This is a genomic window from Streptomyces coeruleofuscus, from assembly GCF_039532725.1.
GTDB classification, from domain to species: Bacteria; Actinomycetota; Actinomycetes; order Streptomycetales; family Streptomycetaceae; genus Streptomyces; species Streptomyces coeruleofuscus.
Map to the genome: position 1 here is coordinate 417,779 of NZ_BAAASE010000006.1, position 14,251 is coordinate 432,029.

Annotated in this window: 17 protein-coding genes; 8 read left to right on the forward strand and 9 right to left on the reverse strand. The window is 70.9% G+C overall.

Annotation, left to right across the window (positions count from 1 at the left end; all coding sequences use genetic code 11):
• The first annotated feature begins 12 nt into the window (after positions 1-12).
• Positions 13-1,065 (forward strand): GNAT family N-acetyltransferase, encoded by a 1,053-nt coding sequence (locus ABFX81_RS25370; protein ID WP_086848215.1) that lies wholly within the window; start codon positions 13-15, stop codon positions 1,063-1,065.
• Here the strand turns inward: ABFX81_RS25370 and ABFX81_RS25375 are convergent.
• Together ABFX81_RS25375 and ABFX81_RS25380 are read right to left on the reverse strand one after the other, a co-directional pair.
• Positions 1,038-1,325 (reverse strand): DUF4031 domain-containing protein, encoded by a 288-nt coding sequence (locus tag ABFX81_RS25375; protein ID WP_086848213.1) that lies wholly within the window; start codon positions 1,323-1,325, stop codon positions 1,038-1,040. The genes ABFX81_RS25370 and ABFX81_RS25375 overlap by 28 nt on opposite strands.
• The gene (locus ABFX81_RS25380) at positions 1,322-1,705 is read right to left on the reverse strand and encodes a hypothetical protein (RefSeq protein ID WP_086848211.1); all 384 of its coding nucleotides are present in this window, start codon (positions 1,703-1,705) and stop codon (positions 1,322-1,324) included. Before ABFX81_RS25380 ends, ABFX81_RS25375 begins: the two co-directional genes overlap by 4 nt.
• Positions 1,706-1,760: 55 nt before the next feature.
• Between ABFX81_RS25380 and ABFX81_RS25385 the strand changes: the two genes are divergently transcribed.
• Together ABFX81_RS25385 and murQ are read left to right on the forward strand one after the other, a co-directional pair.
• Positions 1,761-2,663, forward strand: a complete 903-nt coding sequence (locus tag ABFX81_RS25385; protein WP_086848209.1) for a MurR/RpiR family transcriptional regulator — start codon at positions 1,761-1,763, stop codon at positions 2,661-2,663.
• 52 nt (positions 2,664-2,715) lie between these two features.
• The gene (gene murQ, locus ABFX81_RS25390; protein ID WP_086848207.1) at positions 2,716-3,648 is read left to right on the forward strand and encodes an N-acetylmuramic acid 6-phosphate etherase; all 933 of its coding nucleotides are present in this window, start codon (positions 2,716-2,718) and stop codon (positions 3,646-3,648) included.
• On the opposite strand, the gene ABFX81_RS25395 is transcribed toward murQ, so the two are convergent.
• Both ABFX81_RS25395 and ABFX81_RS25400 read right to left on the reverse strand, forming a co-directional pair.
• Positions 3,645-4,148, reverse strand: coding sequence for a DUF6624 domain-containing protein (locus tag ABFX81_RS25395; protein ID WP_086848205.1), 504 nt, complete (start codon positions 4,146-4,148; stop codon positions 3,645-3,647). The two genes, murQ and ABFX81_RS25395, sit on opposite strands and share 4 nt — an antisense overlap.
• Positions 4,149-4,288: 140 nt before the next feature.
• Complete coding sequence (locus ABFX81_RS25400; RefSeq protein ID WP_346138700.1) at positions 4,289-4,549, reverse strand: hypothetical protein; 261 nt, start codon at positions 4,547-4,549, stop codon at positions 4,289-4,291.
• A 98-nt stretch (positions 4,550-4,647) separates the two neighbouring features.
• On the opposite strand from ABFX81_RS25400, the gene ABFX81_RS25405 reads away from it, so the two are divergent.
• The 5 genes from ABFX81_RS25405 (at position 4,648) to ABFX81_RS25425 (ending at position 8,070) form a co-directional block, all read left to right on the forward strand.
• Positions 4,648-5,487, forward strand: coding sequence for a Scr1 family TA system antitoxin-like transcriptional regulator (locus ABFX81_RS25405; RefSeq protein ID WP_086848201.1), 840 nt, complete (start codon positions 4,648-4,650; stop codon positions 5,485-5,487).
• Positions 5,471-5,683, forward strand: coding sequence for a DUF397 domain-containing protein (locus ABFX81_RS25410; RefSeq protein WP_086848199.1), 213 nt, complete (start codon positions 5,471-5,473; stop codon positions 5,681-5,683). Before ABFX81_RS25405 ends, ABFX81_RS25410 begins: the two co-directional genes overlap by 17 nt.
• A 260-nt stretch (positions 5,684-5,943) precedes the next feature.
• Positions 5,944-6,747 carry a hypothetical protein gene (locus ABFX81_RS25415; RefSeq protein WP_346138701.1) on the forward strand — a complete coding sequence of 268 codons (804 nt, stop codon included), beginning with the start codon at positions 5,944-5,946 and terminating at the stop codon, positions 6,745-6,747.
• A gap of 59 nt (positions 6,748-6,806) precedes the next feature.
• Positions 6,807-7,487, forward strand: a complete 681-nt coding sequence (locus ABFX81_RS25420) for a Uma2 family endonuclease (protein ID WP_346138702.1) — start codon at positions 6,807-6,809, stop codon at positions 7,485-7,487.
• Positions 7,488-7,500: 13 nt separating this feature from the next.
• Positions 7,501-8,070 (forward strand): hypothetical protein, encoded by a 570-nt coding sequence (locus ABFX81_RS25425; RefSeq protein WP_086851168.1) that lies wholly within the window; start codon positions 7,501-7,503, stop codon positions 8,068-8,070.
• Between the two features lies 1 nt (position 8,071).
• Here the strand turns inward: ABFX81_RS25425 and ABFX81_RS25430 are convergent, their stop codons facing one another.
• The 5 genes from ABFX81_RS25430 to ABFX81_RS25450 all read right to left on the reverse strand — a co-directional run bounded on the left by ABFX81_RS25430 (position 8,072) and on the right by ABFX81_RS25450 (position 14,178).
• Positions 8,072-9,628, reverse strand: coding sequence for a carboxylesterase family protein (locus ABFX81_RS25430; RefSeq protein ID WP_086851166.1), 1,557 nt, complete (start codon positions 9,626-9,628; stop codon positions 8,072-8,074).
• Between the two features lie 98 nt (positions 9,629-9,726).
• Positions 9,727-10,854: an oxidoreductase gene (locus ABFX81_RS25435; RefSeq protein ID WP_086851164.1), complete on the reverse strand. Its 1,128-nt coding sequence runs from the start codon at positions 10,852-10,854 to the stop codon at positions 9,727-9,729.
• A 180-nt stretch (positions 10,855-11,034) separates the two neighbouring features.
• Positions 11,035-12,657, reverse strand: a complete 1,623-nt coding sequence (groL, locus tag ABFX81_RS25440; protein ID WP_086851161.1) for a chaperonin GroEL — start codon at positions 12,655-12,657, stop codon at positions 11,035-11,037.
• A 594-nt stretch (positions 12,658-13,251) separates the two neighbouring features.
• Complete coding sequence (locus ABFX81_RS25445; protein ID WP_010035953.1) at positions 13,252-13,455, reverse strand: cold-shock protein; 204 nt, start codon at positions 13,453-13,455, stop codon at positions 13,252-13,254.
• Between the two features lie 447 nt (positions 13,456-13,902).
• On the reverse strand, positions 13,903-14,178 hold the full coding sequence (locus ABFX81_RS25450; RefSeq protein ID WP_010035955.1) for a ubiquitin-like small modifier protein 1: 276 nt from the start codon (positions 14,176-14,178) through the stop codon (positions 13,903-13,905).
• Between the last annotated feature and the right edge of the window lie 73 nt (positions 14,179-14,251).

Here is a 14,251-nt window from a genome sequence, read left to right on the forward strand (position 1 = left end):
GGTGCGGAACAGGTGGAACAGGCCGTCGCCGAGTGCGTGGGCCTGCTGGGGGCGGTCACCGACCGGGACTGGGAGGCGGTGCGCGCCGGGCGGCTGGAGTGGAGCTGCCGGGAGACGGCGGCGCACATCGCCGGGGACCTCATCGCGTACGCGGGGCAGCTGGCGGGGCGCGAGCAGGAGGCGTACACGCCGTTCGAGATCTCGCTGGAGGAGGGGACGGACAACGCGGGCGCGCTGCGCGTGATCCGCACGATGGGCACCCTGTTCGCCGCCGCGATCCGCACCACCCCGCGCGAGGTGCGGGCCTTCCATCCGTATCCGTTCCGCAGCGCGAACCGTGAGGGGTTCGCCGCGATGGGCACGGCCGAGGTGCTGCTGCACACCCACGACATGGCCGAGGGGCTGGGCGTGTCGTACGAACCGGCCCCCGAGCTGTGCGACTTCGTCCTCACCCGGATCTTCCCGCACGTGCAGCCCGGCCCCACCCCGTGGCGGACCCTGCTGTGGGCCACGGGCCGGGGTGACCTGCCCGGCCGCGAGCCGGTCACCGAGTGGCGCTGGTCCAACAACCTGGTGCTGCCGACCGAGCGGCTGACCCTTCAGGGCGTCACCCCGGCGGCGGCCGGCGATCTGGGCACGGTCGGCGACGGCGGCTTCGAGTGGCTCGGAGGCGAACCGGCCGAGGGCACCCGGGTGGGCGCCGGGCTGGTGTTCAAGCAGTACGAGGACGGCGTCCACCGGCCCGAGTGGGGCATGTACGTCCTGGTCCGGCGCGAGGACGGCCGCGCGCTCGGCGCCATGGGCTTCCACGGCGTCCCGGACGAGTCGGGGCGGGTGGAGATCGGCTACGACCTGGTCGAGGCGGCCCGTGGCCACGGCTACGCCACCGAGGCGCTGCGCGCGCTGTCGGCGTACGCGCTGTCCCGGGACGAGGTACGGACCGTCGTCGCGAACGTCGAGCGGGACAACACGCCCTCGCACAACGTCCTCGCCCGCGCCGGGTTCAAGGCCGTCGCGGAGGACGCCGAGCAGGTCTCCTACGAACTGCGCGAACCCGGCGACTGAGCCCGCCCCTTGGGCCGCCGCAGCCCCGCCCCGTGCAGCAGCCGCACCACCTCGCGGCTGCTGACCTCCACGGCCCCGGCGGCCACGGCGTCCTCGTACGACTGGGCGGGGATGTCGTAGTGGTCGCGCTCGAAGGCGCGCCGGGGCACGCCGAGGCGTTCGGCGAAGGTGTGCAGCTCCTCGTAGGAGACGTCGCTGATCAGGTGGGACCACATGCGGCCGTGACCGGGCCAGGTCGGCGGGTCGATGTAGACGGTCACGAGGGCGCCGCTCCGCCGAGGGCATCGCCCAGCGATCCCAGCGCCGCGACCTTGACGCCCGCCTCGCTGCACACCCAGTGCGGGTCGGGCCCCAACTCCGGTTGCACCTCCAGCGCATGCGGGTCGCCGGTGCCGCACACCGGGCACAGCGGCCAGCGGCCGTAGCGCTCCAGCAGGGCGTCCTGCACGTCCTGCGCGACCAGACCGGCGACGTACTGCGCGCCCTCCGGCCACTGTTCGACCCACCACCGCCGCTGCACGACGGACTCCTCGACCAGCGACACGACGTCCGCCTCCGCGACGCGTCCCGCGACGAGGTCGGCCAGCACGAGGGCGCGCGCGGCGTGCAGCGCCTGCTCCAGGGGGCTGATGGGGTCCATGCCCCCATTGTGCGCACTCTTGACCGTGGCGCCGAGCCGAAAATATCTTTCAGAGGTGACCTCAAGAGTGAAGGAAAGTTTCGGCACCCCGCCGGCCCCCGCCGCCCTCGCGGCCAAGGTCCGCACGCTGGGCCCGTCGATGACGCGTTCCATGCAGCGCGTCGCCGAGGCCGTCGCGGGCGACCCGGCCGGCTGCGCGGCCCTCACGGTCACCGGCCTCGCCGAACTCACCGGCACCAGCGAGGCCACCGTCGTACGCACCGCCCGGCTGCTGGGCTATCCGGGTTACCGGGACCTGCGCCTGGCCCTCGCCGGCCTCGCCGCACAGCAGCAGTCCGGCCGCGCCCCGGCCATAACGACGGACATCGCGGTCGACGACCCGATCGCCGACGTCGTCGCGAAGCTCGCCTACGACGAGCAGCAGACCCTCGCCGACACCGCCGCCGGCCTCGACACCGTCCAGCTGGGCGCGGCCGTCACCGCGCTGACCGGTGCCCGCCGCACGGACGTGTACGGCGTCGGGGCGTCCGGGCTGGTCGCCCAGGACCTCACGCAGAAGCTGCTGCGCATAGGGCTGGTGGCGCATGCGCACAGCGATCCGCACCTGGCCGTCACCAACGCCGTGCAACTGCGCGCGGGCGACGTCGCGATCGCCATCACGCACTCCGGGTCGACGGGGGACGTCATCGAGCCGCTGCGGGTCGCCTTCGAGCGCGGGGCGACGACGGTGGCGATCACCGGCCGTCCCGACGGCCCGGTCTCCCAGTACGCCGACCACGTCCTCACCACGTCCACCGCGCGAGAGAGCGAGCTGCGTCCCGCGGCGATGTCGTCCCGGACCGGTCAGCTTCTTGTGGTGGACTGCCTGTTCGTGGGGGTGGCGCAGCGGACGTACGAGACGGCGGCGCCGGCGCTCTCGGCGTCGTACGAGGCGCTGGCCCACCGGCACCGTTCCTGAGCCGGCCCCGGCCGGCACCGGAAGCACGGAAAGACACAGAAAGAGCCGTCCCATGACCTCCACCTCCGACCCCCGTGATCTCAGAGCCGAGTTGGGGTCCCTGACCACCGAGGCGTTCCGGCCGGACCTCGCCGGCATCGACCGGCTGCCCACCCTCGACATCGCGCGGCTCATGAACGGCGAGGACGCCACCGTGGCCGGGGCGGTCGCGGCCCGGCTGCCGCAGATCGCCGCCGCGATCGACGCCCTGGCCGAGCGGATGGCCCGGGGCGGCCGCCTGGTCTACGCGGGTGCGGGCACGGCGGGCCGGCTGGGCGTCCTGGACGCCTCCGAGTGCCCGCCCACCTTCAACACCGACCCCTCCCGGGTCGTCGGGCTGATCGCGGGCGGCCCGCAGGCCGTGGTCACCTCGGTCGAGGGCGCGGAGGACTCCCGGGAACTGGCCCGTGCCGACCTGGAGCCCCTCGGCCTGACCCCGGACGACACGGTGGTCGGCATCTCCGCCTCCGGCCGCACGCCCTACGCCATCGGCGCGGTCGAGTACGCCCGCAGCCGCGGCTCCCTCACCATCGGCCTCGCCTGCAACGCCGACAGCCCGCTGGCAGCCGCCGCCGAGCACGGCGTGGAGATCGTCGTGGGTCCCGAACTGCTCACCGGCTCCACCCGCCTGAAGGCCGGCACGGCACAGAAGCTCGTCCTCAACATGCTCTCGACGATCACGATGATCCGCCTGGGCAAGACCTACGGAAACCTGATGGTCGACGTCCGCGCCTCCAACGACAAACTGCGCGCCCGCTCCCACCGCATCGTCGCCCTCGCCACCGGCGCCGGCGACGAGGAGATCGAACGGGCCCTGGCCGCCACCGACGGCGAGGTGAAGAACGCGATCCTGACCATCCTGGCCGACGTGGACGGCCCGACGGCGGCCCGCCTCCTGGCGGAATCCGACGGCCACTTGCGGGCGGCCCTGGACTCACGCACCTAGGAGTACCGCGCGACGTACTCGGCGAACGGCTCGATGCCGACTCCCGCGCGCAGCTCGTCGACGCGCTCGGGCTCGGCGCAGGGCCACGGGATCGGCGAGCCGTCGCCCCTGACACCGGCGATCTGGGTGCCGTAGACCTGCTCCCGTCCCTCGTTGACGAGGGTGCGGTCCCGCAGGAACGCCAGATCCCGAGACTCGGCCGCCCCCGCCCCCACCGCCTCCTCCAGCAACCGCAGCGCCCGCCGCTGCACGTCCAGCTGCCGGTCGGCGTGCTGGGCGATCAGCCAGGCGGCCCGGGCGGCGTCCTCACCGACGAGGTCGGCGGTGGGCCAGCCGACCTCGTCCATGATCTCGTTCAGCCGGTCCCCGTGCCGGGCGGTGAGCCGCCGCCAGGCGAGCTGCTCGGCCGGGTCGTCGCTGTGGGCGGCTCCGGTGACGGCCATCTCGTGATCGGCGGCGGCCATGGCGGTGAGTTCCTCGGCGAGTACGGCGAGGGTCATCTACAACTTCCTCTCATTGACGGGGAGTTGAGGAAACCCTAAAGCGGCATTCCGCCCAGAAAGATCATTCCGGAGAACGGTGACGCAGGCCCCCCGCCGCTGGGATACTGGATCTACCCCACTCAGCCGGACAGCCCGTCTCACCTCGCCTTCGGTTCCCGGTTGACCTGCCTCACCCGCGCCCGCAGCGCCTCCCGCACGGGCAGCGCACGCAGTACGTCGGTCAGCTGCTCGGCCGTTCGTACGTTGCACCGCCCCAGGTCGACCAGGGCGAACGGCTCGCCACTCGCGGCCGTGACCGGATCGACGCACAGGGACGGCAGCACGACACCCACTCCCGCGAGCGCGTCCCGCAGTGACTCCACGATTTCTTCGGTCGAGCGCACCTTTCCTACCTCCACGCTGAGTTTGTGATTCAGCACACAGCGTGGCCACCCCGTGCCTAACCTGGCCATACACGGCGCCCCAACAACGCCATGTGTCCGACAGGGAGTTACCCATGCCCGGATCCAGGGACCTCGACCCGTCCTCCTCCCCTCGTGCCCTCCTGGGCGCCGAACTCCGCCACGCCCGCGAGAAGGCGGGGCTCAGCCAGGAGGAACTGGGGCAGCGGCTGTTCGTGAGCGGGTCGTTCATCGGGCAGCTGGAGGCGGGGACGCGCAGGATGCAGCGGGAGTACGCGCGACTGCTGGACGAGGTGCTGGGGACGGGGGATTTCTTCCAGCGGAACTGCGGGGCGGCGGCGAAGTCGAAGTATCCGGAGCATTTTGCGGAGGCGGCGGAGGCGGAGGCGCAGGCGACGGCGATCCGGGAGTACGCACCGCTGCTGATTCCCGGCCCGCTTCAGACGCCCGCCTACACACGGGCCGTCTGCCGTGCCTACCAGCCGACGGCGCCGGAAGAACAGATCGAGGAACTGGTGGCCGCGCGGATGGAGCGCGTCGGGCTCCTCGACGATCCAACAGAGCCCCTGTTGTGGGCGGTGATTGACGAAGCCGCTCTGCGGCGTGTGACCGGCGGGAGCCAGGTGATGGCCGAAGCCCTGCGGCACATCGCCGATCTGGCCAAGCGAGGTCGGGCCATCGTGCAGGTGCTGCCCTTCAGCGCGGGCGCGCACGCGGCCATGCAGGGCGCCATCAAGCTGATGGACTTCGCGGACGCCCCTCCACTGGTCTACTTCGAAGGCGTCGGCACCGGGCGCCTGGAGGACGACCCGGCCACGGTGAAGGAGCAGCGATTCAGGTACGAACTCCTCATCGCCTCCGCATTTTCGCCTGGGGACTCTATGGCTCTGATCGAGGGCATGGCGCAGGATTACGCCCATGAGGCGCATACCTGAGCACCACCTGGACGCGGCCACCTGGGACAAGTCCACCTACAGCGGCGGCGACGGCGGCAACTGCCTGGAAGTCACCCGCGACTTCCCCACCGCCGTTCCCGTCCGCGACTCCAAGAACCCGACCGGCCCGAAGCTCGTGTTCCGGACCACCGCGTGGGCGGCGTTCGTCGCGAACCTCAAGGACGGCACCGCCTGAGCTTCGGGACCCGGGCTTCGAGCGCCCTTTTCAAGGAATGGATAGAGGGCCTCAACCCACCCTCCCACCCCGCGTGTTGACTTGACGCGTTCGGCTTGCCACGGACAGTGACAGGCCTCTAACGTTCGTGCACAAGCAACAGCCCCCGCCCGGTGCGCCAACACCTGCGGGGGCTTACCAACGAGATCGAAGCGACCGATCCCATGGCTGAACCCAACTTTAGTGCTGCCTCCCCGTCCGCGCACCCATCCGCGCATCCGATGGCGAGCCCGGGCTACGGCAAGCGCTCCGCCCCTGACCAACTCCCGCGCTCGAACCACGACTTCGCCCTGCTCCCACCCCGCGAAGCCGCCATCGCCGCCTACCTGGACCGGCTCCCCGACGGCGCCGACATCTCCGTAAAGACGCTGGCCAAGCACCTCCCGTACGGCCAGTGCGCCCTCGGCACCGCCCTCAACCGCATCCAGCAAGCAGGACACCTGCGCCGGGGCCGGGAGTGCGTGACGGCGAACGACGGCAGCTCCCGCTGGATCACCCGATCGTGGTGGTCCCGCACGGCCCGGGACGATGACTGGTGGGCGGCCTTCACACGGGGCGACGTACCGAAGCAGCGGCGTCCTACCCGCTCCCGTGCCCACATCCTCCTGGCCGCCCTCGGCCGCACGGCGCCCGTCCTGTCCCTCTCCCAGGCCGACTGCGCGACGCTCGCCCCGCTGGTGACGGAGTGGTTCAAGCGGGGCGCCTCGGAGGAGGACGTACTGCGTGCGCTCACGGCCGGCCTGCCGACGCCCGTCCACCACCCCGCCGCCCTGGTCCGCAACCGCCTGACCAGCAAACTCCCGCCTCCACCCGCCCCGCGACCGTCTCTGCGGGTGCTGGAGTGCGCGAACTGCGGTGCTCCGGGGCGTCCGGAGTCCCTGCCAGGGGGCCGTTGCAGCGCCTGCCGGGGCGAACGCGCCCCCGCGCAACCCCCTGCACCCCTGCCCGCCCCCACGGTCCACGACCGCGCGGCCCAGATCCGCGCCGCGATGTCCCAACGACGCCGAGAGAAGGCACGCACATGACGGCACCTACGGTCCGCCGCCACCAGCCCGGGGCACGATGGAGGGAAGGAGGCGACGCCATGACCCGAGACACGACCGACCGCCCGCAGATGGATGTCGAGGACTTCGACGAACTCGTCCGCAGGGCCCCGAGGGAGATCCGGAACAGGCTGGAGTTCCTGGGCGGGCGGCTGTGCATCCGGCACGGTCCGCTCGACGTGGACGAGTTCGAGGAGCTTGCCGCGGTGGCCCCCGAAACCGTGCGGCTGGAGTACGTCAATGGAAAGGTAGAGGTCAAAGCCATGCCGGACGGCAACCACACATCGATCTTCTTGTGGCTGTTGCGCCAGTGCATGCAGCACCGACCCGACCTGGATCTCGCACCGGAGCGGGGTGTCAAGGCAGAGGCTTACCGCAAGGGCCGGGCCCGCACGGATGGATTCCTCGCGCCAGTGGACCACTTCAAGGGCGACCGCGAGTGGTCCGACCCCGACGGTGCCCTCATGGCCGTGGAGATCACCTCCCACGGCCGCGACACCGACCAACGCGACCGCATCGACAAGCCCGTCGGATACGCGGCGGCCGACATCCCCGTCTACCTCCTCATCGACCGCGACAACAACACACTCACCGTCCACAGTGAACCGAAAGACGGCCGCTACCAGCAGATCTCCCGACACCCCTGGGGCGCCACCGTCGAACTCCCCGCCCCCGTGAACATCTCCCTGGACACCGAGAAACTCAAGGACTACGCCGACTGACGACAATGGACCCATGAACCACGCCCAGCTCACCGCCCTAGGCCGTGCCCTCCGTCTCGTCGGTGAGCACGGGGAGGCCCTCACCTCCGACACGCCGGACGGCAAACTGCACGAGGTCAAGGCGGATCTGAAGCGCGCCCTGGACCTGCTGGAAGAGAGCGTCTCGAACGCGGCGCCCAGCACGCGCTGCCCCGAGCATCCGAACGGCCCGGTCGACGAGGCCGCCCCCGACCTGTGCCTGCTGTGCGAGACCCGGCGCCGGGCCGCCCGCCGCGCGGAGTTCAACGGCCCCGCCCCGCAGCACCGGCCCACCGAGCCGGTCCAGTCCCGCTACGGCGTCAGTGGCGACCGCCCCCAGCCCCAGCAGCGCTGGCTGCCGGAGCTGTGGAACGGCCAGACCTGGCAGCTGTGCGGCACCCCGCGCCGGGACCGCCGGGAGGCCGAGCTGTTCATCGCCGCCCAGCGCAAGGCTCCCCGGGCCGCCATGGCGTACCGGCTGGTGCACGAGTTCACCGACTACGAGGTGCTGCGCGTGTGGGGTACGCCGGTCAAGGTCGACATCGAGCCGATGGGCAACCTGTGACTCACAGCAGGGGCAGGGCCGAGAAGTCATGGCCCTCCCAAAGGCGCCGCGACCTCTCCTCCGGGTACGCCCTCACCACCGGCTCCGCGTCCAGCACCTGCACCAGCCGCTCCGAGTCCTCGTACGCCGGCCAGCCCGGGTCCCCCGTCCTCGCGAACGCCGTCCAGGACTGACGGAAACGGGACGACAGCCCCTCGGCCTCGGCGGACGGCTGCGTGCCCGCGAACAGCAGCAGCCCGAGGTCCGCCCCGAACGTGCCGAAGAGCAGGGGAATGTCCAGGCCGTGGCAGGCGCCCAGCGCGCCGCCGTTGCCCGGAGCCGGCCAGGTCAGTTCGTAGACGTGCGCGCGGCCGCCGCCCGCGTGCTGCGCCTCGGCCAGGTGCAGGGAGGGCATGTTGAACAGCCAGTCCGTCTGGACGCGTTCGTAGAGTTCGCCGGCGGTGGCGTCGGGGAAGGCCGCGCGGTAGGCCTGTTCGCCGTCGGGGCCCGGGGCGAAGAGGCGGAGGGCCGCCGTCGCCCTCTCCTCGGAGATCTGGCCCAGCCGGCCCGCCATGGCGACGAAGAGGCGGTACTCGTCGCGGTTGTGGCCGACGAGCAGGTCGACGTCCTCGGCCGCACCGGCCGCCAGCGCCTGCCAGGGCATGACCGGAAGGACCTCGCCGTCGACGACCGGCGAGAAGGGCGTCACCGTCGGCGCCGCCTGGCCCCAGCGGTCGACGTACTGGAGCATCTTGCCGCTCAGCGACTCACCCGCCGAGGTCAGTTCGCGCGGGGCGACGGCCGCCAGGTCGGCGACCGTGGGGCGCAGTCCCATCTCCGCGGCGAGAGCGGCACCGATGTCACGGGCCAGGGCGTCCGAGAAGAACGTCCCCGGCACGCTCTGCGCGATCACCCGCCGGAACAGGCCCGCCGCCCTCGGCATGGCGAGCAGCGAGGCGATCGAACCCGCGCCCGCCGACTCGCCGAAGACCGTGACCTGGCCGGGGTCGCCGCCGAACGCCTCGATGTTGTCGCGTACCCACTCCAGCGCGGCCACCTGGTCGAGCAGGCCGCGGTTGGCGGGCGCGCCGTCGATGTGGGCGAAGCCCTCCATGCCGACGCGGTAGTTGAGGGACACGACCACGAGATCACCGTCGGCCGCGATGCGCCGGGCGTCGTAGCCGGGGCTGCCGGAGTGGCCGAGCTTGTAGGCGCCGCCGTAGATCCAGACCATCACCGGGCGGCGGGCGCCCGGGTCCGGTTCGGGGGTCCAGACGTTGACCGTGAGCCACTCGTCGCCCTCGGGCACGTCGAGCAGGCCCGGGCCGCCGAGGTTGCCGAGGTCCTGCGGGGGCGGCGGGCCGAAGGCGTACGCGTCCCGTATGCCGTCCCAGGCGTGGGCGGGGCGCGGTGCCATGAAACGCGCCTCGCCCACGGGGGGTGCGGCGAAGGGGATGCCGCGGAAGACGGCGAGGCCCTCCTCCCTGCGGCCGCGTACGGCGCCGGCGGCGGTGCGCACCACCGGTGCGGGCTGCCCGGCTGAGGCGCCGGTCGGGGGGTGGGACTCGGTCGTCGTCATCTCTGGGTCTCCTCACGGGGTGCCGGTGAACAGGCGCTCGGTCAGTGTCCTTGACTGACGCAAGCGAATCCAGGGCACCCCGTGCGGATCCCGTGGGGTCAGCTGAGCGTCTTCAGCGCCGCCGGGTCGTACGGCGCCAGCTCCTCGAAGCGGCCGGACAGGACCTTCTGCGCCCACTGCGGGTCCTGGAGCAGGGCGCGTCCGACGGCGACCATGTCGAACTCGTCGCGCTCGAAACGGTCCAGGAGGTTGTCGAGGTCGCCGATCTCGGCGCCCTCGCCCTGGAAGGCCTTGATGAAGTCGCCGTTCAGGCCGACCGAGCCGACGGTGATGGCGGGCTTGCCGGTGAGCTTCTTGGTCCAGCCGGCGAGGTTGAGGTCGGAGTCGTCGAACTCGGGCAGCCAGTAGCGGCGGGTGGAGGCGTGGAAGGCGTCCACCCCGGCCGCGGCGAGCGGGGCCAGGATGGCCTCCAGCTCCTCGGGCGTCTCGGCGAGGCGGGCGTCGTAGGCGTCCTGCTTCCACTGCGAGTAGCGGAAGATGACGGGGAAGTCCGCGGAGACGGTCTCGCGGACGGCCGCGACGATCTCCGCCGAGAACCGGGCGCGGGCGACCGGGTCGCCGCCGTAGGCGTCGGAGCGGCGGTTGGTGCCCTCCCAGAAGAACTGGTCGAGCAGGTAGCCGTGGGCGCCGTGGATCTCCACGCCGTCGAAGCCGATGCGCTCGGCGGCGGCCGCGGCCTCGGCGAACGCGCCGATGACGGCGTCGATGTCGGCCTGGGTCATGGCCTTGCCGGTGGGCTCGTCGGCGCCGATGCGCAGGCCGGAGGGGCCGACGGCCGGGGCGTCCGCGACCGGGGGCTCGCCCTGGTTGCGGACCATGCCGATGTGCCACAGCTGCGGCACGATCGTGCCGCCCGCGGCGTGCACCGCCTCGGCGACCTTCGCCCAGCCCGCGAGCTGCTCCTCACCGTGGAAACGGGGCACGCGGTCGCTCTGCCCGGCCGACTCGTGGCCGACGTAGGTGCCCTCGGTGACGATCAGGCCGACGCCGGCGGCGGCGCGGCGGGAGTAGTACGAGACGACGTCGTCGCCGGGGACGCCGCCCGGGGAGAACATGCGGGTCATCGGCGCCATCGCGATCCGGTTCGGGACGGTCAGGCCGCCCAGCGATACGGGCCGGGACAGGATTTCGGCGGCGCGGGAGGCGGCGGAGGCGTCGACGGTCACGTGGGGGCTCCTCTTTGGATACCGGACAGTATGTGCATACGCATAGGACGTACTGTCCAACCATCCGGACCCGCCCACCCCATCCCGTCCGCGCTGTGATCCAGGACACGCCCGAGGGCGGCACCTCCTGTCGGAACAGGAGGTGCCGCCCTCGGCAAGGACGTTGATCGACCGGGTCGATCAGAAGTCCATGTCACCGCCCGGCATGCCGCCGCCGGCGGGCGCGGCGGACTTCTCCGGCTTGTCGGCGATGACGGCCTCGGTGGTGAGGAACAGCGCGGCGATGGAGGCGGCGTTCTGCAGAGCGGAACGGGTCACCTTCGCCGGGTCGATGATGCCCTCGGCGATCATGTCGACGTACTCACCGGTCGCGGCGTTCAGGCCGTGGCCGACCTGGAGGTTGCGGACCTTCTCCACGACGACGCCGCCCTCGAGACCACCGTTGACGGCGATCTGCTTCAGCGGGGCCTCCAGGGCGAGCTTCACGGCGTTGGCGCCGGTCGCCTCGTCACCCTCGAGCTCCAGCTTCTCGAACACCTGGGAGGCCTGGAGCAGGGCCACGCCACCACCGGCGACGATGCCCTCCTCGACGGCCGCCTTGGCGTTGCGCACGGCGTCCTCGATGCGGTGCTTGCGCTCCTTGAGCTCCACCTCGGTGGCGGCACCGGCCTTGATGACGGCCACGCCGCCGGCCAGCTTCGCCAGGCGCTCCTGGAGCTTCTCGCGGTCGTAGTCCGAGTCGCTGTTCTCGATCTCGGCGCGGATCTGGTTGACCCGGCCCTGGACCTGGTCGGCGGAGCCGGCACCGTCGACGATGGTGGTCTCGTCCTTGGTGATGACGACCTTGCGGGCCTTGCCCAGGAGGTCGATCGTGGCGTTCTCCAGCTTGAGGCCGACCTCCTCGGAGATCACCTCGCCGCCGGTGAGGATGCCGATGTCCTGGAGCATCGCCTTGCGACGGTCACCGAAGCCCGGGGCCTTGACGGCGACGGACTTGAAGGTGCCGCGGATCTTGTTGACGACCAGGGTCGACAGGGCCTCGCCCTCGACGTCCTCGGCGATGATCAGCAGCGGCTTGCCCGACTGCATGACCTTCTCCAGGAGCGGGAGCAGGTCCTTGACGTTGGAGATCTTCGAGTTCGCGATCAGGATGTACGGGTCGTCGAGGACGGCCTCCATACGCTCCATGTCGGTCGCGAAGTACGCCGAGATGTAGCCCTTGTCGAAGCGCATACCCTCGGTGAGCTCCAGCTCCAGACCGAAGGTCTGGGACTCCTCGACGGTGATGACGCCTTCCTTGCCGACCTTGTCCATGGCCTCGGCGATGAGCTCGCCGATCTGGGTGTCGGCGGCGGAGATGGAGGCCGTGGAGGCGATCTGCTCCTTGGTCTCGACGTCCTTCGCCTGCTCCAGCAGGGCGGCGGAGACGGCCTCGACGGCGCGCTCGATACCGCGCTTCAGGGCCATCGGGTTGGCACCGGCGGCTACGTTGCGCAGGCCTTCCTTGACCAGGGCCTGGGCGAGAACGGTCGCGGTGGTCGTACCGTCACCGGCGACGTCGTCCGTCTTCTTGGCGACTTCCTTGACCAGCTCGGCGCCGATCTTCTCGTACGGGTCCTCGAGTTCGATCTCCTTGGCGATGGACACACCATCGTTGGTGATCGTGGGGGCGCCCCACTTCTTCTCGAGGACGACGTTGCGGCCCTTGGGGCCGAGCGTCACCTTGACGGCGTCCGCGAGCTGGTTCATGCCGCGCTCGAGGCCGCGCCGCGCCTCCTCGTCGAACGCGATGATCTTGGCCATGTGAAGTGGTCCCTCCAGGACTGGGGGTGATTACTTCGGACCGCGCCCGCGCCCGCGACGGACGGCTCGCTGACCCCGTGGTTCCTTCCCACCTGGCCTGCGGGCCTCACCGACCCGGTCCTTACGTTGTCACTCTCACCTTCAGAGTGCTAACGCAATGATTAGCACTCGGGCATGGCGAGTGCAAGCGACTCCCACGGTTCGAGCGGGCACTCAGCCCCCGGCGAACAGGGCGCGCCCGGCTCGGCCACAGGCCGCCGACAGCGCCACGGCGGATCGGGCGAGCCGGGAAAAGACCTGGTCCACGGCCCACCGCGGCGGTGAGGCCGACGCGAGCGGGCCGGGAAACGCTTGGACCGACGACCCACGGCGGCCGTAATGCCCGCGCGAGCCGGTCCGGGCGCGAGCTCATATCCGCGCACCCGGGCGGCGGACTCCGAGGCACCTTCGGGCGCGGCGGCCCTCGACGAGAGGTCGCCCGAAGAGCGCCCGCCACCCCGGCCACCGGCCCCGAACAGGTCGAAGGGCCCGCACCCCGGGGGGTGCGGGCCCTTCAGAGAAGACCGGTCGCTTGCGCTTGGTCGTGGTGCGCGTTCAGGCAGAGACGCGAACCATGTCGGCCTGCGGTCCCTTCTGGCCCTGCGAGATCTCGAACTCGACCCGCTGGCCCTCCTCCAGGGTGCGGTAGCCGTCCATCTGGATCGCGCTGTAGTGGACGAAAACATCCGCACCACCGTCGACCGCGATGAAGCCGTACCCCTTCTCCGCGTTGAACCACTTGACGGTGCCCTGAGCCATGCCTAACTCCCCTATTACTGGCCCTTGCACAGATCCACACTTCGCGGACCCGGGTCAGACCTCACCCCCCACGGTTGGGGGCGTGCGCCGGAACGCGTCGACCGCGGCTGAATGTATCTGTCCAACTGCCGTCTGCAACAGGTCAATCGGACGAGAATTCTGGACGCGCAGGATCCGGAATGTGGGGAGAATTCGCCCGACTTCAGGGCAAGTCGGGCCACACAAAAGGAACAAAAGCCGCGAAAGACGCACACACTTTGGCTACATCTTGTCGGGCGCGCGGCAGGAATTAAGGGCTCCCGATCAGGAGATCGGCGCTGCGTTCCCCAACTGTACCGCGCTCAATCACACAGAATTGCCCCCTCCGCTTCTCTCACGGAGGGGGCAATTCGATGAGCTCTCAGTAACCGCCGTTACCGAAGGTAATAATCAAGCCGGTCGACCGGTTCAGCCACCCGCGACGGCGGGAATGATCGACACCCCGGCACCGTCCGGCGTCGCCGTCTCCAGCCCCTGCTCGAACCGCACGTCGTCGTCGTTGACGTACACGTTGACGAACCGGCGCAGCTTGCCCTGGTCGTCCAGCACCCGGGCGGCGATCCCGGTGTGGTTCTTCTCCAAATCGGCGATGACCTCGCCGAGGGTCGCCCCCTCGGCGGCGACCTCGGCCTGGCCGCCGGTGTAGGTACGCAGGATGGTGGGGATGCGAACGGTGACGCTCATACTTCAAAACCTCCGGTGGGATTCAGGCCTCAAGGGCGCGGGGCTGTGTCGATGTGCGGCTCCGCCGCGTGGG